The organism is Desulfitobacterium sp., assembly GCF_034927245.1.
Taxonomy (GTDB): Bacteria; Bacillota; Desulfitobacteriia; order Desulfitobacteriales; family Desulfitobacteriaceae; genus Desulfitobacterium_A.
Window position 1 is genome coordinate 37,498 of the sequence record NZ_JAYFQK010000018.1, and the last position, 21,638, is coordinate 59,135.

General features: G+C 42.8%; 20 protein-coding genes and 1 riboswitch. Of the genes, 18 read left to right on the top strand and 2 right to left on the bottom strand.

Annotated features, from left to right (window positions below; translation table 11 throughout):
* Positions 1–30: 30 nt before the first annotated feature.
* Together ftsH and VB077_RS04910 are read right to left on the bottom strand one after the other, a co-directional pair.
* The gene (ftsH, locus tag VB077_RS04905; RefSeq protein WP_323414106.1) at positions 31–1,878 is read right to left on the bottom strand and encodes an ATP-dependent zinc metalloprotease FtsH; all 1,848 of its coding nucleotides are present in this window, start codon (positions 1,876–1,878) and stop codon (positions 31–33) included.
* Between the two features lie 21 nt (positions 1,879–1,899).
* Positions 1,900–2,355, bottom strand: coding sequence for a MarR family winged helix-turn-helix transcriptional regulator (locus tag VB077_RS04910; RefSeq protein WP_323414107.1), 456 nt, complete (start codon positions 2,353–2,355; stop codon positions 1,900–1,902).
* A gap of 123 nt (positions 2,356–2,478) precedes the next feature.
* On the opposite strand from VB077_RS04910, the gene cls reads away from it, so the two are divergent.
* The 18 genes from cls to VB077_RS05000 all read left to right on the top strand — a co-directional run bounded on the left by cls (position 2,479) and on the right by VB077_RS05000 (position 21,638).
* Entirely contained in the window at positions 2,479–4,011 is a 1,533-nt protein-coding gene (cls, locus tag VB077_RS04915; RefSeq protein WP_323414108.1) for a cardiolipin synthase, read from the top strand.
* A 223-nt stretch (positions 4,012–4,234) separates the two neighbouring features.
* Entirely contained in the window at positions 4,235–4,531 is a 297-nt protein-coding gene (locus VB077_RS04920) for a UxaA family hydrolase (protein ID WP_323414109.1), read from the top strand.
* On the top strand, positions 4,521–5,675 hold the full coding sequence (locus VB077_RS04925) for a UxaA family hydrolase (protein ID WP_323414110.1): 1,155 nt from the start codon (positions 4,521–4,523) through the stop codon (positions 5,673–5,675). The genes VB077_RS04920 and VB077_RS04925 overlap by 11 nt, the downstream gene beginning before the upstream one ends.
* 51 nt (positions 5,676–5,726) lie before the next feature.
* The gene (gene larA / locus VB077_RS04930; protein ID WP_323414111.1) at positions 5,727–6,989 is read left to right on the top strand and encodes a nickel-dependent lactate racemase; all 1,263 of its coding nucleotides are present in this window, start codon (positions 5,727–5,729) and stop codon (positions 6,987–6,989) included.
* 35 nt (positions 6,990–7,024) lie between these two features.
* Positions 7,025–7,321: a UxaA family hydrolase gene (locus VB077_RS04935; RefSeq protein ID WP_323414112.1), complete on the top strand. Its 297-nt coding sequence runs from the start codon at positions 7,025–7,027 to the stop codon at positions 7,319–7,321.
* Positions 7,311–8,465, top strand: coding sequence for a UxaA family hydrolase (locus VB077_RS04940; RefSeq protein ID WP_323414113.1), 1,155 nt, complete (start codon positions 7,311–7,313; stop codon positions 8,463–8,465). The genes VB077_RS04935 and VB077_RS04940 overlap by 11 nt, the downstream gene beginning before the upstream one ends.
* 354 nt (positions 8,466–8,819) lie before the next feature.
* Entirely contained in the window at positions 8,820–9,818 is a 999-nt protein-coding gene (locus VB077_RS04945) for a tripartite tricarboxylate transporter substrate binding protein (protein WP_323414114.1), read from the top strand.
* Between the two features lie 67 nt (positions 9,819–9,885).
* Positions 9,886–11,403 carry a tripartite tricarboxylate transporter permease gene (locus tag VB077_RS04950; RefSeq protein WP_323414115.1) on the top strand — a complete coding sequence of 506 codons (1,518 nt, stop codon included), beginning with the start codon at positions 9,886–9,888 and terminating at the stop codon, positions 11,401–11,403.
* Positions 11,390–11,851 carry a tripartite tricarboxylate transporter TctB family protein gene (locus tag VB077_RS04955; protein WP_323414116.1) on the top strand — a complete coding sequence of 154 codons (462 nt, stop codon included), beginning with the start codon at positions 11,390–11,392 and terminating at the stop codon, positions 11,849–11,851. The genes VB077_RS04950 and VB077_RS04955 overlap by 14 nt, the downstream gene beginning before the upstream one ends.
* A gap of 141 nt (positions 11,852–11,992) precedes the next feature.
* Positions 11,993–12,706, top strand: a complete 714-nt coding sequence (locus VB077_RS04960) for a FadR/GntR family transcriptional regulator (protein WP_323414117.1) — start codon at positions 11,993–11,995, stop codon at positions 12,704–12,706.
* Between the two features lie 22 nt (positions 12,707–12,728).
* On the top strand, positions 12,729–13,766 hold the full coding sequence (locus tag VB077_RS04965; protein WP_323414118.1) for an Ldh family oxidoreductase: 1,038 nt from the start codon (positions 12,729–12,731) through the stop codon (positions 13,764–13,766).
* A gap of 420 nt (positions 13,767–14,186) precedes the next feature.
* Positions 14,187–15,269, top strand: coding sequence for a 3-phosphoserine/phosphohydroxythreonine transaminase (gene serC / locus VB077_RS04970; protein ID WP_323414119.1), 1,083 nt, complete (start codon positions 14,187–14,189; stop codon positions 15,267–15,269).
* Positions 15,270–15,284: 15 nt separating this feature from the next.
* Positions 15,285–16,448, top strand: coding sequence for a phosphoglycerate dehydrogenase (locus VB077_RS04975; protein WP_323414120.1), 1,164 nt, complete (start codon positions 15,285–15,287; stop codon positions 16,446–16,448).
* A gap of 16 nt (positions 16,449–16,464) precedes the next feature.
* A complete protein-coding gene (locus tag VB077_RS04980; RefSeq protein WP_323414121.1) occupies positions 16,465–17,703 on the top strand; it encodes a DUF1015 domain-containing protein in 1,239 nt (412 codons plus the stop codon).
* A gap of 78 nt (positions 17,704–17,781) precedes the next feature.
* A riboswitch (SAM riboswitch) is annotated at positions 17,782–17,885 on the top strand.
* A gap of 205 nt (positions 17,886–18,090) precedes the next feature.
* Positions 18,091–19,008, top strand: a complete 918-nt coding sequence (metA, locus tag VB077_RS04985) for a homoserine O-acetyltransferase MetA (RefSeq protein WP_323414122.1) — start codon at positions 18,091–18,093, stop codon at positions 19,006–19,008.
* A gap of 72 nt (positions 19,009–19,080) precedes the next feature.
* Positions 19,081–19,671 (top strand): HD domain-containing protein, encoded by a 591-nt coding sequence (locus VB077_RS04990; protein ID WP_323414123.1) that lies wholly within the window; start codon positions 19,081–19,083, stop codon positions 19,669–19,671.
* A 255-nt stretch (positions 19,672–19,926) separates the two neighbouring features.
* Complete coding sequence (locus VB077_RS04995) at positions 19,927–20,409, top strand: pyridoxamine 5'-phosphate oxidase family protein (protein WP_323414124.1); 483 nt, start codon at positions 19,927–19,929, stop codon at positions 20,407–20,409.
* 2 nt (positions 20,410–20,411) lie between these two features.
* A complete protein-coding gene (locus VB077_RS05000) occupies positions 20,412–21,638 on the top strand; it encodes a PucR family transcriptional regulator (RefSeq protein ID WP_323414125.1) in 1,227 nt (408 codons plus the stop codon).

Genomic DNA, 21,638 nt, shown 5'->3' on the forward strand with positions numbered 1-21,638 from the left:
GCTGCGGAAGCACGTGTGCTAGCTCTAATATTAGCGAGATAGTATAGCCATAAATTCATTTCCGGTGATGGTCTCTTTTTCCAGCAAATAGCGGGCAAGCTCATGCAGCTTATCGCTATTATCCTTCAGAATGCCAATCGCTTTCTCGTGGGCATGCTTAATAATGGACAGAACCTCATCATCGATTTTGGCTGCTGTATCTGCGGAGCAATTCAGGGAGGTATCTTCACCGAGATAGGGGTTGTTGACCGTTTCTAAAGCCATCATGTCAAAGTTTTTACTCATTCCGAGACGGGTAACCATGGCCCGCGCAAGTTTTGTCGCCTGTTCGATGTCATTGGAGGCTCCCGATGTAAAGGTATTAAATATTAATTCCTCCGCGGCACGTCCCCCGGTAAAGGTCGTGATCTTGTTAAAGGCTTCTTCCTTATTCATCAGGACACGTTCACCTTCTTCGACTTGCATGGTATAGCCCAGTGCCCCTGAGGTTCTGGGGATAATCGTAATTTTATGCACAGGAGCGGAGTCTGTTTGCTTAGCGGCTACAAGCGCATGCCCGATTTCATGATAGGCAATAATTTCTTTTTCCTTCTGGGAAATCACGGCTCCCTTGCGTTGGTATCCGGCGATAACCACTTCAACGGATTCCTCTAAATCACTTTGGCTGACGACTTTTCTGCCGCATTTAACAGCGCGCAGTGCGCCTTCATTGATAATATTGGCTAAATCTGCACCTGAAGCCCCTGAGGTTGATCGAGCGATAGCGTTGTAATCAATAGCGGCTTCCATTTTAACCGACTTGGCATGAACCCTTAAAATCGCTTCCCGGCCCGCTAAATCCGGAAGTTCAACAGGGATGCGGCGGTCGAATCGACCGGGGCGCAGCAGCGCTTTATCGAGCGATTCCGGGCGGTTGGTTGCGGCAAGGATAACAACCCCTTTCTTTCCGTCAAAACCATCCATTTCTGTCAGCAGCTGATTGAGGGTTTGCTCACGTTCATCATTGCCGCCAAAGTTGCCGTTGCCCCGTTTTTTTCCGATCGTATCAATTTCATCAATAAACACGATACACGGCGCCTTTTCATTAGCCTGCTTGAAGAGATCACGAACTTTGGCAGCTCCCATCCCGACAAACATCTCTACAAACTCCGAGCCTGAGATGGAGAAGAAGGGGACCTTTGCTTCTCCGGCTACGGATTTAGCGAGCAGTGTTTTACCTGTTCCCGGAGGACCCACAAGCAGAGCACCTTTTGGCAGATTGGCTCCAATATCGGCATACTTGGCAGGGTTATGCAGAAAATCGACGATCTCCATGAGGGCCTCTTTTGCTTCATCCTGTCCGGCAACGTCGGCAAAGGTTTTTCCGGTCTGGGCTTGGACATAGATTTTGGCTTTACTATTGCCAAAGGACATAGGAGAAAAGCCGCCTCCCATTTTCTTTTGCATTTGCATGGTCAATAATTGCCCAATCCCCAAAAAGAAGAGAATCGGCAAAATCCACGTTAATAGGAAACTCATAATTGGGGAATTCTCTTTAGGGTAAACCTGGGAGAATTTAACCTCTTTATCAAGCAAGCGATTAACAAGATCAGGGTCAGTCACTTTACCTGTCGTGTACTGCTTGTTTGCTCCGGAATCGTCAGTAGCGACGAAATTAATTTTCTGATCCTGAATTTCGACTTCAGTGACAGCCCCTTTATCAACCATAGCTAAAAAAGTACTATAGTCCACATCCGTGATCTGCTGCTTAAAAAGTTGAGGGAACACAAAGGCATTGAGTACAAAGAGAACAAGCAGCATGATGGCGTAGTACACAATTAAAGATTTTTTCGTTCTCATTGGTTTTTTGGGCTTTTTGGGGTTGATCGGGTTATCCATTTTTTTCACTCCGTTATCTGCTTATTTTTCGGGAGAATCGAGGCGATACATTTTTTGAATAAAAGATCTCACTTTTTTCATGCTCTCAAAAACGGAAAACACCTCTTCGTCAGATGTATTTTCCCAAAAAGCACCATATTTCAACTCAAGAGTATCTCCGATTTTTCGAAGGGTGTCCAGCCCCGTTTCCGTAAGAGCAAGCTGAACATAACGTTCATCTTCAGGATTGCGAAGTCGCTTTAAATAGCCTCCTTTTTCTAACTTTTTGCACATTGAGGAAGCATTGCCGCTAGAGAGACCCATGATATTTCCTAAACTGCCTACGGTATGTCCGCACTCTCTTATTTCCATAAGAATCCGTGTCTGCATCAGAGTTAGGCCATGTTCTTCAGCAATGGGGCGGAAATCGCTGACAAAACATTCGGTAATCGTACGTAAAAAATCCCAGAGCTCATTTTCGAAAACTATGCTTTTCATATTCATCCTCCGCAACGTATATCCATAATACATATCCTATATCTAATAATATGTTTACACTATAGATATTATTTGTTACAATTATTTTTGTCAATAGATGATTATTGAAACCGGGGGCGCAAAATGAAGAAACTTTTTAGACTTTTTGCCAGCAGGGCTTTTTTATTCGGAATACCGATCCTGCTTCAAGCGTTTTTTCTGATTTTATATATCTGGAAATTCAGCATTTATTTTGTATATTTCTATACATTCTGTACGGTGCTAAGTGTTATCGCTGTTTTAAAGGTCTTGACAGGGAGGAGCAATCCCGCTTATAAGATAGCCTGGATTATTCCGATCATGCTGTTTCCCATCTTCGGAGGGCTGGTCTACTTATTGCTTGGGCAGAACAAATCAAGCCGGCGTACGAAATTGAAAATGCATGAGATTCAGGAAATCACGACTGATTTACTGGGTCAAAATGAGACGGTTATTGAGGAAATTCAGCTCAAAGATCGAAGTGCGGCAAACCAGTCTCGGTATATCAATAATTATTCCCTTTGCCCGGTCTACAAGAATACAACGTCCGAATATTTATCAACCGGTGAAAAAATGTTTGAACGTTTTCTAATGGAAATCAAAAAAGCGCAGCACTTTATTTTCCTTGAATATTTTATTATTGAAAAAGGGGTTATGTGGGATTTCATTCTGGAGGTTCTCGTTGAAAAAGCGAAGCAAGGCGTTGATGTTCGGGTTATTTATGATGATGTGGGTTGTCTCTTAACCTTACCGTATGGTTATGATAAGCAGCTTGAGAAACTCGGAATTAGATGCTGTGTGTTTAATCCGTTTGTTCCGATCTTATCTTCGCGCTTAAATAACCGCGATCATCGTAAAATTGCAGTGATTGATGGCACTACGGCATTCACCGGGGGGATCAATCTTGCGGATGAATATATTAATGCTTATGAAAAGTATGGACATTGGAAGGACTCGGCCATCATCATTCAGGGTGAAGGTGTTTGGAGTTTCACGGTGATGTTTCTGGCGCTTTGGAATTATATCAGGAAAACAGAGGAGGATTTTAAATCATATCGGATATCGCAGGAAACCGAAACCTTTGCTTCGGATGGATATGTTCAGCCCTTTACGGACAGTCCTTTAGATGATGAGTCGATAGGGGAAATCGTCTATCTTAATCTGATTACTAACGCAAAGCGCTATGTCTATATCAACACACCTTACCTTATTCTTAACTCAGAGATGGCTATGGCTTTGTGTGCGGCTGCCAAACGTAGCGTCGATGTTCGAATTACAACCCCCCATATTCCGGATAAATGGTTTGTTCATGCCGTGACCCGGGCAAATTATGAGATTCTTGCGGAAAGCGGCGTGAAAATCTACGAGTACACGCCAGGGTTTAATCATGCTAAATCCTTTGCTGTGGATGATGAGTTCGGAGTAGTGGGAACGATCAACCTTGATTACCGGAGCCTATATCTGCATTTTGAATGCGGCGTCTGGCTCTATCAGACCAAAAGTATTTTAGAGGTTAAAGATGATTTCCTGCAGACCTTGGAGCAATGCAGTCAAGTTACGCTTAAGGATTGTAAGTCGGTTAAATGGTACAGAAGGTTTGGACGAATCGTTTTAAAGGCTTTTGCACCACTCATGTAATCGGATAGAACCGAAAATTAAGTTTAGTTAGGGCTGTCGCAAAACAGCCCCTTGCCCATTTGAGGCATACCTGAAATAAAATCAGTATATAGATTAATAAAGTTGTTGACAAAACACTTGTTATATTTTACACTAAGTATGTGGTAACACCACATACCACATACCACGTACCACATACCGTTATTCAAAATAGGGTGTGGAGAAAAAAGAAGGAGGAAAAGCCATGAGCAGCCATAAGTTTCTGGTGCACGAAGACGGAGATCATGTTGGCGTAGCCGTAGCGGACATAAAGGCCGGCGAACAAGTCATGGGAATCGCAATCCATTCCGGTAAAGAGTATCATGTCAAAGCAAACCAAGACATTCCATTGGGTCACAAAATTGCTCTAACTGAAGTCAAAGCAGGTGCTTCCCTCATTAAATACGGCGAAAATGTGGGGACAGTAACCCAAGATATAAAGGTTGGGGATTGGGTGCATACGCATAATCTAAAGACTGCGAGGTGGGATTATGGAAACTAAGATTTTAGGCTATCGCCGAGAAAATGGACATATTGGCATTCGTAACTATGTTCTTATTCTTCCTGTAGATGATTTATCGAATGCCGCATGTGAGGCCGTTGCTAAAAATATTGCCGGAACACTTGCATTACCTCATCCTTATGGTCGTATTCAATTCGGAGCCGACCTTGAGTTGCACTTCAAACAAATTATTGGAGCAGGACGTAATCCCAACGTAGCGGCTGTCGTTGTCATCGGGATTGAGCCAAACTGGGCAAAACGCGTAGCCGATGGGATTGCTGAAACCGGAAAACCGGTAAGCTACTACGGTATTGAAGGTCATGGCGATTTAAAAACGATCGAAATGGCATCCCGAAAAGCCAAGGAATATGTACAATATGCGACTTCCCTGGAAAAAGTCGAGTGTGAGCTAAAAGATCTGGTCGTCAGCTTTAAATGCGGCGAATCGGATACGACTTCCGGTCTCGCAGGAAACCCAACGGCAGGTGTAGTCGGTGACCGTCTGGTTGAAATGGGCGGGACGGTTATCTTCGGTGAGACACCAGAGACAACGGGTGCCGAGCACGTTCTGGCTAAACACTTCGCCACTCCTGAACTCGCTCAAAAGTATCTGGCAGTTCATAAAGAGTACATGGATATGATTGAGTCCAAAGGCGCTGACCTTCTTGGATCGCAGCCGACACAAGGGAATATCGCAGGCGGTCTGACGACCATTGAAGAGAAAGCGATGGGCAATATTCAAAAAGCCGGTAAAACTCCGATTATCGGTCTCTTGGATATGGCAGAAGAACCGACGAAACCGGGACGTTATTTCATGAATACATCTGCAGCTGCAGCTGAATGTATAACGCTCATGATGGCAGCGGGGGCAACCCTTCATATCTTTATCACCGGACAAGGCAACATCGTCGGAAACCCGATAGAGCCCGTGATCAAGATGTCAGCAAATCCGAAAACCTGTAAGGAAATGTCTGAGCATATTGACGTGGATATCAGCGGTGTTCTCAGCCGGGAATTAACCCTGGATCAAGCAGCGGATAAAGTGATGGATTGTATCGTGAAAACAGCCCGTGGTCGTTTAACCGATGCGGAAACATTGAATCACAAAGAGTTCGTCTTAAATCGTCTCTATCCCAGTGCTTAGATAGGAGTTTGGGTTTAAACTAAAAAGATGAGTGGGTCAGGGGTGAAAAGAGTGAAAACAATAGAAGTACCTTACGGTCATAGTTTCCAATCGTGTTTAATACCGGACGGGGTTGAATGTGTCTACGGCCGATTAGGCAAGGCGGAGCCAGATGTTGATACCGGCGAACAAATTAATGCGGCTTTAATGGATTTAATAGGAGATATTAACTTAGATAAGCTTAGAGGTGCTCAGTCCGTAGCTATTGCCGTGAGTGACATGACTCGCCCTGTACCCACTCGCCTCATTTTAGAAAAACTGCTCCCTTGGTTAGCTCGGCGGGGAATTTCCGAAAAGCAAATTACAGTTCTTGTGGGTGGTGGCCTGCATCATCCGGCAACTCAAGAAGAGATCAGCTATATACTGGGAGAGAAGCTCCAAAAACGGCTTCGTATCTTGGCGCACGACGCGGATGATAAGGACAGCCTTACTTTTCTGGGTACATCTTCGATGGGAACACCGGTCTATGTCAATAAATATTTTGCCGAAGCAGATTATAAAATCGTGACAGGCATGGTTGATGCTCATCAATTTATGGGCTTTACTGCCGGTGTTAAAGGCGCAGTCATCGGCTTAGGCGGCAGACCTACCATTACCGGAAATCATGCCCGCCTTTTTCAACCCGGTGCGGAACTTGGACATATCGAAGGAAATCCCGCCCGTATGGATCTGGAGGAAATCGGTCGAATTATTGGCGTGGATATGATCGTTAATGTTGTTCTGAATTCAAAGAAAAAAGTGGTTAAAGCAGTTGCCGGACATCCCGTGACAGCGCATCGTGCTGCCGCTGAATTTGCTAAAAAAATCATGGGAGTACCCATGAGTCCGGCTGATCTTGTTATTGCCTCACCGGGAGGCTTCCCTAAGGATATCAATGTATACCAAGCTCAGAAAGCGTTGACTCCCGCTTCACAGCTGGTAAAGCCCGGGGGAACAATTATCCTGGTCGCCCAATGTCCCGAAGGGTCTGGCGAAAAAAGTTTTGAAAAAGAAATGTCCCTCTATAACAGTCCGCAAGACGTTGTTACCGCTTTTAAACAAAAGGAATTTGTCATTGGACCGCATAAAGCGTATCTTTGGACCCGGACATTTTTAAAAGCAGAAGTCGTCTTAATATCCGATGAAATTTCTCCACAATTGGCGAAAACACTTATGGTAAGAGTGTTTAAGAATTTACAAGATGCAGTTGCTGAAATTATCCCTCATTATCCAGCCAATTTAAAAATAAACGTATTACCCAATGCTAACTCAATTATTCCTATCATCAAGGAATAGAAAATACAGTTTGGTAAAACAAAGGAGGAAAAGCCATGAGCAGCCATAAGTTTTTGGTGCACGAAGACGGAGATCACGTTGGCGTAGCCGTAGCCGACATAAAGACCGGCGAACAAGTCATGGGAATCGAAATTCATTCCGGTAAAGAGTATCATGTCAAGGCAAACTACGACATTCCATTGGGTCACAAAATTGCTCTAACGGATATCAAAGCAGGTGCTTCCCTCATTAAATACGGCGAAAATGTGGGGACAGTAACGAAAGATATTAAGGTTGGAGACTGGGTGCATACGCATAATCTAAAGACTGCGAGGTGGGATTATGGAAACTAAGATTTTAGGTTACCGTAGAGAAAACGGACGCATCGGCATTCGTAACTATGTTCTTATTCTTCCTGTAGATGATTTATCCAATGCCGCATGTGAAGCCGTTGCCAAAAATATTGCCGGAACACTGGCACTGCCTCATCCGTATGGTCGTATTCAATTCGGAGCCGACCTTGAATTGCACTTCAAACAAATCATCGGAGCAGGACGTAATCCCAACGTAGCAGCAGTCGTTGTCATCGGAATTGAGCCGAACTGGGCAAAACGCGTAGCCGATGGAATTGCTGAAACCGGTAAACCGGTAAGCTATTTCGGCATTGAAGGTCATGGAGATTTAAAAACGATCGAAATGGCATCCCGAAAAGCCAAAGAATATGTCCAATATGCAACTTCCCTGGAAAAAGTCGAGTGTGAGTTAAAAGACCTGGTCGTCAGCTTTAAATGCGGCGAATCGGATACGACTTCCGGTCTTGCAGGAAACCCAACGGCAGGTGTAGTCGGTGACCGTCTGGTTGAAATGGGTGGGACGGTTATCTTCGGGGAGACCCCTGAGACAACGGGTGCCGAGCACGTTTTGGCTAAACACTTCGCTACGCCTGAACTGGCGCAAAAGTATCTGGCAGTTCATAAAGAGTACATGGATATGATTGAGTCTAAAGGCGCTGACCTTCTTGGATCGCAGCCGACTCAAGGGAATATCGCAGGCGGTTTGACGACCATTGAAGAGAAAGCGATGGGCAATATTCAAAAAGCCGGTAAGACTCCAATTATTGGCCTTCTTGATATGGCAGAAGAACCGACGAAACCGGGACGTTACTTCATGAATACATCTGCAGCAGCAGCGGAATGTATAACGTTGATGATGGCAGCGGGGGCAACCCTTCATGTCTTTATCACCGGACAAGGCAACATCGTCGGAAACCCGATAGAACCCGTGATCAAGATGTCGGCAAACCCGAACACCTGCAAAGAAATGTCTGAACATATTGACGTGGATATTAGCGGCGTTCTCAGCCGGGAATTAACCCTGGATCAAGCAGCGGATAAAGTGATGGATTGTATCGTGAAAACGGCACGTGGTCGATTAACTGATGCAGAAACCTTGAAACATAAAGAGTTCGTCTTAAATCGTCTCTATCCGAGTGCTTAGATTAAAATTAATAAGGGCTTCTTCAGGGAAGCCCTCTTAAATAACCCGGGTAATAACTTAAAACCGTATAAAGTATGTTCATAAAATTTACGAAATAATATATGTCGAAAAATGTAATATTGTCTATTATAATAAAGATGACACCATTAGAAATAATGATCAGAGAAGTGTCATTCTTGAGAAACGGGTATCCAAAAGGAGATTTCGGATTTTATTAGATTCGTTTTATCCATCAAAATATTTTTTCGCTGAAATAGTGGGATTAACGCACTATATATACTTTGGAGTTAGCATGTGAAAAAAATTATATTCATAACGTTTTCCAAGGTCAATAAATTAAGAGGAGCGAAAAAAATGAATAAAAGAAAAAAACTGATAGCCATAATTCTAGGGGTAGCCTTAATCTTCTCGATGACCTTAACCGGATGTAACAAAAGCGGTAAAAACGACACGAGTGGCAAGTTGAATTATCCGACTAAACCTGTAAATATGATCATTGCCTTTACAGCCGGTGGCTCAAGTGATGTTCAAGCAAGAATTATGCAGAAGTACTGGGATAAATATGTTCCCCAACAAAACTGGGTATTCAACTATAAAACAGGTGCAGGCGGAGCGGTAGGATTTGCAGCAATTGCTGATTCAGCTCCGGATGGATACACTATCGGCGGAGTAAATACGCCTCATATGGTGCTTCAACCTCTGGGTCAAGGAGCTCAATTTAAGATCGATGATTTCGAATATATTTGTCAAGTTGTTGATGATCCTCAAGTACTGGCTGTCAATAACAAGAGTAAATTTAAAACATGGCAAGAAGTTATCGATTATGCCAAAGCCAACCCTGGCAAGTTGAAGGTGGGTATTGTCGGTACCTTTACAGGCCATCACTTAATGTATTTAGATCTGAAAGATAAAACGGGTGTTGAATTAACTCAAGTTGTTTATAAAGGTGCGGCCGACCAAAATGCAGCTCTCTTGGGCGGTGAAATTGATGTGATGATTGGAAATGTTAATGATGTAATGCGCAGTGTGGATCAAATGAAAATCTTAGCTGTAGCTGCTGATGAACGGAGTTCTTTCCTTCCCGATGTACCGACCTTTAAAGAAACCGGACTTGACTTAGTATCCGATATTCGCCGCGGATTTGTTGCACCTAAAGGTACAGATCCCCAAATCATAGCTTATCTGCGTGATGCCTTTAAAAAGATCAACGATGATCCTGATTATATTGCCGATATGAAAAAGGCAGGCCAACCCCAAGCTTATCTGAGCGGTGAAGACTTCGAAAAGTATGTTCATGATCAAGATGCTCATGCGAGACAACTTTTAACTAAATACGGTTTAATGAAGAGCTAATGCTAAGATGAGGAATGGGGGCATTATATTTGCCCCCTAAATATCCAATAGAGGAGGCTTACACTATATGTGGGAGAATATCCTAGCAGGTTTTGTCAATAGTTTAGTGCCCATCAATCTCCTGCTGATGATTCTCGGCCTGGTCGGCGGAATTATTATCGGTGCACTTCCCGGTTTGACGGCCACGATGGGGGTTGCTCTAATGGTTCCAATTACCTTTGCCATGGATCCGATTAGTGGACTGATCATGTTAGGAGCTATTTATTCCGGAGCTATTTACGGAGGATCTAATTCAGCTATTTTAATTAACACACCGGGTACACCTTCTGCTGTGGCGACGACCTTTGACGGGTGGCCTATGACGAAGAAAGGCCTAGCGGATGATGCGTTAAATACTGCACTTATTGCCTCTGCTTTCGGCGGTTTATTTGGAACTTTGGTCCTTCTTTTTCTAGCCGCACCGATGGCTCAATTGTCACTGAAATTCGGAGCTCCGGAGTTTTTCTGGCTCTGTATTTTTGGACTCAGTACAATTGCTTCTATGTCACAGAACAATGTTCTCAAAGGGCTGCTATCGGGTGCCTTTGGACTGCTTATCAGTACGATTGGGCTTGATCCGGTGTTAGGATTACCTCGATTTACCTTTGGGAATTATACGTTTGTTCAAGGTATCGAAGTTATTCCTGCAATGATCGGGCTCTTCTCATTTTCACAAGTGATTTATTTGGTGGGAAGCAAAAATAATTATATTGCAGATTACAAGGCTAAAAAAGGTGTGACCTCCCGAATTTTAAAACAGATGGCTAAGACCTGCAAGGCAAACCTTATGAGGTCTTCCATTATTGGGGCAATCGTCGGAATTTTGCCGGGTGCCGGTGGCGAAATCGCCTCAATTATTTCCTATAATGAAGGGAAAAAGTGGGACCACAATAAAGGTAAATATGGCACAGGAGTTATTGATGGGGTATGTTCGAGTGAAGCTGCGAATAACGCAACCATTGGAGGAAGCTTGATTCCTATGCTGACCCTAGGTATTCCGGGTAGCGCCGTAGCAGCCGTTATCATGGGAGCTTTATTGGCTCAAGGGATTCAGCCAGGCTTTAAGATCTTTAGCAACAATGGTGAATTAGCGTATTCATTTATCGTTTCGATGTTAATTGCCAATATCTTAATGGTGGTCGTTGGATCTATTCTCATCAAGGGGACGGCCAAAATTCTTAATGTTCGTACTTCCTACATTGGTGTGGCTATTGTTGCTTTAGCGATCATTGGCTCTTATGCGATCCGCAATAGCATGTTTGATGTTGCAATCATGGTTTTCTTTGGCTTAGTAGGACATTTTGGCGGCAGGATCGGCATGGATACAGGCGCTGCGGCTTTAGGAATTATCCTGGGACCTATTGTGGAAGACAATCTGAGTAAGTCAATGGCTATTGCCGGGGCGGAGGGATCGATATTTACAGTTTTCTTTACCCATCCGATTTCTTTAATCCTCATTATCTTGACCCTTATCTCTGTCCTATCTCCTCTATTTTTAGGTAAACATAAGAGTGAAAAGGAGGCAAAAGCTAATGACCAGGCGTAAAGCGGATTTAATCGCTGGAATTGTATGCGTTTTGATTGCTTCGATTTTCTGGATACAAGGTTCTAAGCTTGAGCCGGATAGCAATTTGTTTCCAAAAGTATTAGAGATTTGTATGATAGTCGGAGGTTTTGCTTGTATTGGGAAGAGTCTATTATCCAAAAATAAACAAGACGATCTACCGGATGAAGCGGAAAAGCTTGATTGGATTAAAGCTATTGCCATTATTGTAGCCTCGATTATTTATATCTTCGGGATGGTGTATGTCGGTTTTTATGTGACGACATTAGTCTATTTAACGCTGGGTTCATGGTATCTCAATGATGAAGACCGCTCCTCGTTAAAGGCTATAGTTGGATCACTCGTGTTCGGGTTAGGTGTGACAGTGGTACTTTATCTGACGTTCAATGTATTTTTACAAGTTCCGACGCCGAACAGTTTATTGTTATAAATCAAAAGGGTTGGCCCCTTGTTAAGAGGGGTCAATTTTTTCAACTGGCAAACCCAATAATCTAAAAGTTAGAACGATTTAGACATAGATTATTAGGTATGATATAATACCAACGAATTTAATTTTAAGGTCGGTGTTATCATGTTTGAACCAGTTAAAACGTATAGTAACTTATCTGAGGAAATAGTCAATCAGATTATGCAGGAAGTAAGTAATGGTAAGCTTAAGCCAGGCGATAAGTTACCTTCTGAACGCGAAATGTGTAATGTGTTTGCCGTGAGCAGGACAGTAGTTCGGGATGCGTTAAAGACTCTGGCAGGGTTGGGAATTGTTACGATTCGCCATGGTATGGGAGCTTATATAAATGAAGTCGATGTCTCGGAAGATGTATCTCGACTATCGTCATTGCTTCAGATTTCAAAAGGGACGATAGAGGAGCTATTTCAAATTCGAGAGATATTAGAAAGCAAAGCAGCGTTTTGGTGTGCGCAAAATGCCAATGATCAGGATATCATGCAACTGGAGGAAATTATTAGAAGAGGTAAAGAACTTGGGAATGAGAACGAGTCGAAGCTTGCTTTGCTTGACGCTGAGCTTCATCTCAAGATAACTGAAGCTGCAGGGAATAAAGTTTTAAAGAGACTTATGGTTAACCTATTAGATTTAACCGGAGAAGTAAGAGTCAGCGTTTTAAGAATATCGGGACGTCAACGTCTATCCGTTCTAGAGCATGAGACGATTGTTGAAGCGATAAAACAACGCAATCCGGAATTGGCGTATCAAAAGATGGTGGAACACTTAACGAACGTAAGATTGGCAATCCTGAATGGTTCTCAAGCTTCGGAAAAAAAGTGAATAAAAGGATGAGGGATAAAGAATGAGTCCTTGTTTCTCGTTTCAAAAGATTGATCATTTTTGTCAGGCCCTCCTGATCGCGAGTGGTGTTCCAGAGACTGAGGCAAAAATTGTCGCTTCTATTCTGGTTGATACGAGTCTTGAAGGAATTGATACCCATGGAATTAGCCGACTGCCCGTTTATCTTAAGTGTTTGTTGAGTGGTCGGATCAATCCGGCTCCCTCTATTCAGAACACGATTAATGGTGCGGTAGCCAGCGTGGATGGAGATAATGGACTTGGCCAATTAGTAGCCTATCGTGCTATGGAAATTGCCATTGAGCTATCCCAAAAATACGGTATTGGTTTTGTTACAGTTAGAAACAGTAACCATTTCGGGGCGGCTTCTACGTATTGTAAAATGGCGGCAGAAGAGCAAATGATTGGACAGGTGTTTACGAACTCGCCGAGTGGAATCCCTCCCTGGGGAGGGAAAGCACCTTACTTCGGGACCAATCCGATAGCTTACGGATTTCCCAATGGCAATCAGCCTGTTGTTATAGATATGTCTTCCTCAACCGTTGCCCGTGGCAATATCATTTTGGCCGCAAAGGAAGAGAGGGATATTCCCGAAGGATGGGCCATTGATAAAGAGGGAAAACCAACGACAAATGCTAAAGCAGCTTTAGAAGGCGCCGTTCTCCCTATTGGCGGGGCAAAAGGATATGCACTGGCTCTGGCGGTCGAAGTCTTTTCAGGAATCATAAGCGGCTCCGCATATGGAAGTCATGTGGGATGGATTAATGATGATGCGGTCGAGCCTGCAAATATAGGACACAGCTTTTTGACGATTGATATCTCACGTTTTATGCCTATTGAGGAATTCACCCAAAGAATGAAAGATATGATTCGCGAAATTAAAGAAACACCAAAGGCTGATGGAATAAGTGAGATTCGCATTCCGGGTGAGCGGCGTCAGATCATAGCTGAGAAACGCAGAAGAGATGGAATCCCGATTAGCGATGGATTGCTTTCGGAACTTAATAAGTTTGCAAAAAAATTTAAAATTTCCATGCTTTAGGACTTGACATCTTCTTCCTAAAGGCTTAGAATCAATCACATAACACAGGATACTTATATATAACACGATGAAGGGAAGTTCAAGGTCTTTGTTAGTTAGAGAGCTGACGGTGGGTGCAAGTCAGTCTGACAGGCTTATAGATTCCATCCCGGAGTGGCCAATGATGAATTGTGACGGGTTCCGCCCGATAGCGCGGACAAAAGTTGGCCGATACGGCAACATGGGTGGCAACGCGGGAATACCTCTCGTCCCTATAAGGGATGAGGGGTTTATTTTATTTAATTTTACCTTCAGCGTTTCCATACATTTGAAATCGGTTGAAACTTGGGTGGCACCGCGGAAAATTCCCGCCCCAATTAAGGGGTGGGTTTTGTTTATTTTCAAAAAATATATTAACGAAATTCTAAGGAGGAATTCAAAATGAAAAGAGTATACAATTTTTCGGCGGGACCGGCCGTATTACCGGAGGAAGTCCTTAAAGAAGCAGCAGACGAGATGTTAAACTACAATGATACCGGAATGTCTGTGATGGAAATGAGCCATCGCTCCAAAGCCTTTGAACAAATTATTCAAGATGCCGAAAAAGATTTGCGCGATTTGTTGAACATTCCCGATAATTACAAAGTTCTTTTCCTTCAAGGAGGCGGCTCCCAGCAGTTCGCCATGATTCCGATGAACTTAATGAAAAATCGGGTCGCAGATTATATCAAAACAGGACAATGGGCCAAGAAGGCCATCGCCGAAGGAAAGATTTACGGCAAAGTCAATGTCATTGCCTCTTCGGAAGATAAGACCTTTACGTATATCCCTGATCTTAAAAATTTAAAAATCTCTGAGGACGCGGACTATGTTTACATCTGTCACAATAATACCATTTATGGCACAAGATATACCGAACTGCCGGATACGGGAGATAAAATCTTAGTTGCCGATATGTCATCTGATTTCTTGTCCGAACCCTTTGATATCACGAAATACGGTCTCGTCTTCGCAGGTGCTCAGAAGAATGTAGGTCCTGCCGGTGTCGTTATTGTCATTATGCGTGAAGACCTGATTACCGAAGATGTCTTACCTGGAACACCGACGATGTTAAAATATAAAACTCATGCCGATAATGATTCGCTTTATAATACGCCTCCGGCTTACGGCATCTATATTTGCGGCAAGGTTTTCAAGTGGCTGAAGAAACAAGGCGGCCTTGAAGCGATGAAGAAGAGAAATGAAGAAAAGGCAGCTATTCTTTATGATTATCTCGATTCAAGCAAGATGTTCAAAGGAACAGTCGTTAAAAAAGATCGCTCTTTAATGAATGTACCCTTTGTTACCGGATCTGATGAATTAAATGCTAAATTTATTAAAGAAGCAAAAGCTGCCGGCTTTGAAAACTTGAAGGGACACAGAACCGTAGGCGGAATGAGAGCCAGTATCTATAATGCAATGCCTATTGAAGGGGTAAAGGCATTAGTCGAATTGATGAAAAAGTTTGAAGCAGAAAATCAATAAGAGGGGTGTATAGAAATGTTTAAGGTTAAATGTTTAAATAATATTTCTAAAGTAGGTTTAGAGCTGCTTACGGATAATTATGAGCAAATCGAAGCATTTAATGAAGCGGATGCGGTACTTGTCAGAAGCGCAAGCCTTCATGATACAGAGTTTCCTCCTTCGTTGACCACCATTGCGCGGGCCGGGGCAGGGGTCAATAATATTCCTTTGGATAAATGTGCGGAAAAGGGTATTGTGGTTTTCAATACACCCGGAGCGAATGCCAACGCCGTAAAAGAGATTGTTATTGCTTCCTTAATCTTCGCTTCCCGAGATATTATCGGAGGTGTCAATTGGGTGACTTCGGAGAAGGATAATCCCGATATTGCCAAACTCGTTGAAAAGAAGAAATCGCAATTTGCCGGAAATGAAATCAAAGGCAAAAAGCTTGGGGTTATCGGACTGGGAGCAGTCGGTGTCCAAGTTGCCAATGCCTTAAACAAACTTGAAATGCAAGTCTACGGATATGATCCTTTTATTTCTGTCGATGCAGCTTGGAAACTCTCTAAATATATTAAGCATACAAAGTCTCTTGATGAGATCTTTAGGGAATGTGATTATATTACCGTCCATGTGCCTGCAACCGATGAGACCAAGGGTATGTTAAACAAGGATGCCTTTGCGCTCATGAAGGATGGAGTAAAAATCCTCAACTTCTCCCGGGATACTCTGGTGAATGAGGACGACATGCTTGAAGCCTTGAAATCAGGAAAGGTCGGCTGCTATGTTACGGATTTGCCCACTCCCAAGATGGTTGGTGTGGAAGGAGTAGTTGCAGTTCCTCACCTGGGTGCTTCGACAAGTGAAGCGGAAGATAATTGTGCGGTTATGGCTGTTAAAGAGATTATGGATTATCTCGAAAATGGAAACATTAAAAACTCCGTGAACTATCCGGCTTGTGATATGGGAGTATGCATGCAAGCGGGTCGGATTGCCATCAACCATAAAAATAGGCCGAATATGCTGGGTCAATTTACCGCTGCTTTAGCGAATGAAAATATCAACATTTCCGACATGATCAATAAAAGCCGGAAAGAATACGCTTATACCTTGATGGATATTGAAACCCCGACGACCGGACAAATCATTAAAAAACTGGAAGCTATTGACGGCGTTTTAAAAGTAAGAACCATTAAGTAAAACGGGAGGGGTAGTTTTGGCGATTATCAGACCCTTTAATGCGGTAAGACCAAGAGCGAATGTTGCGGATAAAGTGGCGGCACTCCCCTATGATGTTTACAATCGGGAAGAAGCATTAGCCGAAGTCTTAAAGGAACCCTTATCCTTTTTGAAAGTGGATCGCGCGGAAACCCAATTTCCGGAAGACTTTAATCCCTATGATGCTCAAGTCTATGGAAAAGCAAGGGATATTCTTCAGCAGATGAAAGAAGAAGGTATTCTGATTCAAGAAGGGAAAAACTGTTACTATATCTATGAATTAACCATGAATGGGCGTTCCCAGACCGGTCTGGTGGGCTGCACAGCGATTGATGATTATTTGAATAATGTCATTAAAAAGCATGAGAAAACAAGAGAAGATAAAGAAATTGACCGCATCAATCATGTCGATATTTGCAATGCGCAGACAGGACCGATTTTTTTAGCTTATCGTTCTCAGAAAGTTATCAATGATGTTGTGGAAAAAGTGAAGCAGGGAAAACCTTTGTACGATTTTACGGCTCCGGATGGAATTAAACATGCGGTATGGAGAATCGATCAGGAAAAAGATATTGAAACCATCGCGAACGGATTCAAGAATACCCAGAGTATTTATATCGCGGATGGGCATCACAGAGCGGCCTCAGCGGTAAAGGTGGGTCTTAAACGCAGAGACGCCAATCCGGGGTATACCGGGGACGAAGAATTCAATTTCTTTCTGTCCGTTCTTTTCCCGCATGATCAGCTGATGATTTTAGATTATAACCGTGTCGTTAAAGATTTAAACGGATATAGTCCGGATGAATTCCTAAGTGAAGTTGCCAAAGAATTCGTGGTCGAAGAAGTAGGGCCGGAACCGTTTAGACCCCAGGAGAAAGCAACCTTTGGTCTGTATTTAGACGGAGTATGGTATAAGTTAACGGCTAAAGATGAGATCCGTTCACAGGATCCCGTTGAGGGACTCGATGTTTCCTTGCTGCAAAATCATCTCTTAACGACAATCCTTGGGATCAAAGATATCAGAACCGATAAGAGAATTGATTTTGTCGGCGGGATTCGAGGACTTAAAGAACTCGAAAAAAGAGCAAATCAGGATATGAGACTGGCTTTTTCCATGTATCCCACTTCAATTAACGAATTGTTTGATGTCTCAGATGCCGGACGGCTGATGCCGCCTAAGTCGACTTGGTTCGAACCGAAGCTGAGAAGCGGATTGTTCATCCATGAACTGGAATAAAAACTATCGGGTAATAGTTGACTAAAACCAATTAATGTTATAGTATAGGTGCATTAGTTAATTGAATATGAATTCAACTTCTTATCAAGAGTGGTGGAGGGACTGGCCCGATGAAACCCGGCAACCGGTATTTTAGATACAGCGGTGCCAATTCCTGCGATGGAAACATTGATAGATGAGAGAGGAAGTAATGCTTAGAAGAACCCTCTTTCGAATGAAAGAGGGTTTATTTTATACTGTCAGAAGTATAACCTTCGATAGCATACTTTCTTCCAGCATAAGTGCAACCAACGACTTCGCATTTCTGGATGCGTGCTTAAAAGGCACGGCGAAGTCGGGTTTTCTTTATCGATTTCATGTTCTGTTCATTTGAAAGGGGAGTGTTTTATGCCAATTAATATACCCGATGGTTTGCCGGCAATTGAAATTTTGAACCGAGAAAATATTTTCGCGATGAGTGAGGGCCGGGCGACACACCAGGATATCCGCCCGCTGAGCATTGTCATTCTTAATCTTATGCCCAATAAAATCGTGACGGAAACTCAGATCCTGAGGCTTTTGAGTAATTCGCCTTTACAAGTCGATATCACCTTGCTTTATCCGGAAACTCATACGTTTAAGAATACGAACGAAGAATACCTTGTTAAGTTTTATGAAACCTTTGATCAGATTAAAGATCGAAAATTTGACGGTATGATTATCACCGGTGCGCCGATTGAAAAATTGGACTTTGAAGAGGTTGATTTTTGGCCGGAACTTGTTAAAATTATGGACTGGAGCCGGCACAATGTTTATTCAACCCTTTACATCTGCTGGGGAGCGCAAGCCGGACTTTACCATCATTTCGGAGTACCGAAGTATCCTTTGCCGGCGAAGATATTTGGGGTTTTTCCGCATACCTTTAATCAACAAAATGTCAGACTCCTCAGGGGTTTTGATGATGTTTTCTATGTTCCCCATTCCCGACATACGGAAGTCCGGAGGAAAGACATTGAAAAGGTTCCCGAGCTGGAGATTCTATCCGAATCCGAGCAAGCGGGGGTCTATCTTGTCGGGACGAAAGGCGGCCGTCAGATTTTTGTGATGGGACATTCGGAATATGATCCTTTAACCTTGAAAGCGGAGTATGATCGGGATGTTGCCGGAAATCTTCCTATTAATATACCTCAAAATTACTTTCCGAACGATGACCCGCAAAAACCGCCGATCGTGAGATGGCGGGGTCATTCCAATTTGCTTTTTGCCAACTGGCTCAATTATTATGTCTACCAAGAAACCCCCTATAATGTCGATGAAATCGATTAGTAAGTATCAAGTATTAAGTATTAAGTATCAAATATCAAATACCAAAAATAATGAAGGAAAGAAGGAATTTGCATGCAGGAAAACACCCATGACCGAGAGGCGGCTGAAAAGCTTCTCAAAGAATATGTAAAAAGTGAGACTCTTATTAAACACGCGATCACGGTCGAAGCTGTGATGCGTCATTTTGCTTCCTTATTTAATGAAGATGCTGATGAGTGGGGTATCATTGGTTTATTGCATGATATCGATTTTGAAATGTACCCTGACGAGCACTGCCATAAAACGAGGTCAATTCTTGAACCGAGACAATGGCCGGAGTCTTATATACGGGCGATAGAAAGTCATGGCTATAAGCTTTGCAGTGATGTCGAACCGATTACGAATCAAGAAAAGGTCCTTTATACAATTGATGAATTGACAGGGTTGATTTCGGCAACGGCACTGATGCGGCCGAGCAAGAGTCTATTTGATTTAACCGTAAAATCGGTAAAAAAGAAATGGAAGCAAAAGAGCTTTGCCGAAGGTGTGAATCGCGAAGTTATTGAAGAAGGGGCAGCAAATCTCAAGATGGATTTAGACTACGTCATGGAGCAAACGATTGAAGGAATGAAGAAGGTCGCCGCGCAAATAGGACTTGAAGGTAATATTGAAGCGGCAAAATAAGCGTATACCTTTAACTCGGATAAAGTAAATACAAAAGACCAGGGGCTGTTGCAAAACAGCCCCGTTTTTGTACGCCCACAATTATGGACTATTGCAAAACGACCATAGGCTTTGCAACAGTCCCCTTTTTTGCAAATTTGCCGGTTTGAAAATATAATAAAAATGTAGCATATGAATAAAGCCATCTCGGTAATATGGCGATATTCAAGAATATATTACGATATTCAAGAATATATTACGGAGAGGAGCCAAATTATGAGAAGAATAGATCGAGAAATAACGAGTTTCAACGAAATTATGACAGTGATGAAGGCGTGTGAGGTTTGTCATATCGCCTTTTTGGATGATGATTACCCCTATGTGGTTCCGATGAATTTTGGTATGCAGGTGGATGGTCATGATGTTATTTTGTATTTTCACGGTGCAAACATCGGTAAAAAGCATGATCTAATCAAGAAAAATAATAAAGTTGCCTTTGTAATGGAATGTACGCATGGAATAGTTACGAGTAAACAAGTGGGTGCTTGTGAGTGTACAATGGAATTTGAGAGTATAATGGGTACAGGCATCATCGATTATGTCGATGATAATCAAAAGGTTGAAGCACTGCATACATTGCTTGAACACTATAGTGTATGTGAAGGCCCGGAATATCATTTCCACGATGAAATTGTACCCAATACGACCGTATTAAGATTAAAAGTTCACGATTTAAGCGGAAAGAAAAGAAGTGTTTAGCGTTGGATCAATTACCGCATTTCCAGATTGAATTGCTGAATACGTTAGCATCCGGCGGAGGACTTAGGGAATTAGCCCGGCAGATATCAGCAACCTTAGATAGAGATGTATTTATTATCAATTCCACTCACCGTATTCTGGTTTCGACGCTCGCAAATGCGGATGTCAGCGAGGGTAAACTGCTCAAAATAGCAACGACAGGCCCCATCCCGGATCATGTTACAGTATTTCCGGAGGAGCAGCCCATTGAAGTTCTTGTGACTGAGCTGAGGAATTCTGTGAAAAGGTTAGGGTTTCTTTTGATTTGCGAGCCGGGGTCGGCTGATGATGAGCGACTCAAGACCATTGCTCATGAGGCAAGCCTGGCGTGTATCTTGGAGCTCCAAAAACAAGAAGAATTGCTCGAACAGGGACGGCAATATAAAGATGCCTTTCTTTTTGACTTGCTTTACGGCAATATCGAGGACCCTGCGGATATTATCATACGCGGCGGATTTTGGGGTTGGGATTTTAAGCGGCCGCATGTTGTCCTTGTTTTTGAACTGCGGGATTTTGAACAATATTCCGGCGATCCTCATTTAATGGAGATCCTTGATCAGATTGTCCAAACCGTTGTTGAATCATTAAATGAGAAGGCTATTATCCTACAAAAAAATGAACAAGTTATTCTTGTTCTGCCGTTGGAAAAGAAAAGCCGTCATGAAAAAAAAGACTATATCAACATGATTATCCAAAAGGTCAGAGCCCAAAGCAAAGAGCATCTGGAATCACGTGTCATTTGGGTAGGCGTGGGTAAGGAATACTCCAATCCTACAGAGTTATTCCGAAGCTATCAGGAGGCAAAGGTGGCTTCAACCTTAGGAAGCCTGCTCCAAGAACAAAGCCACACTCCTTTTTTTACGGACCTAGGTATAGATAGAATTCTTTATAATCATGACCGTCAAGAATTAGAAGAATTTTATCAGGAGACTCTTGAGCCGCTGGAGGAATATGACAGGCTTCAAAAGAATGAGCTGATGGAAACCTTGGGTAAATATGTTGTTAATCGCTGTGATTTAAAGCAAACGGCGGATGAATTATTCTTACATCCCAATACGCTGCGCTATAGGTTAAAGCGAATTGAGGAAATCTTGGAAATCGATATCAAGGATTTTGACACGATTCTGTCTTTAATTGTTGCTTTTAAAATTCAATATTTGAAGCAGTTATCCATTGCTAACCACAACTAA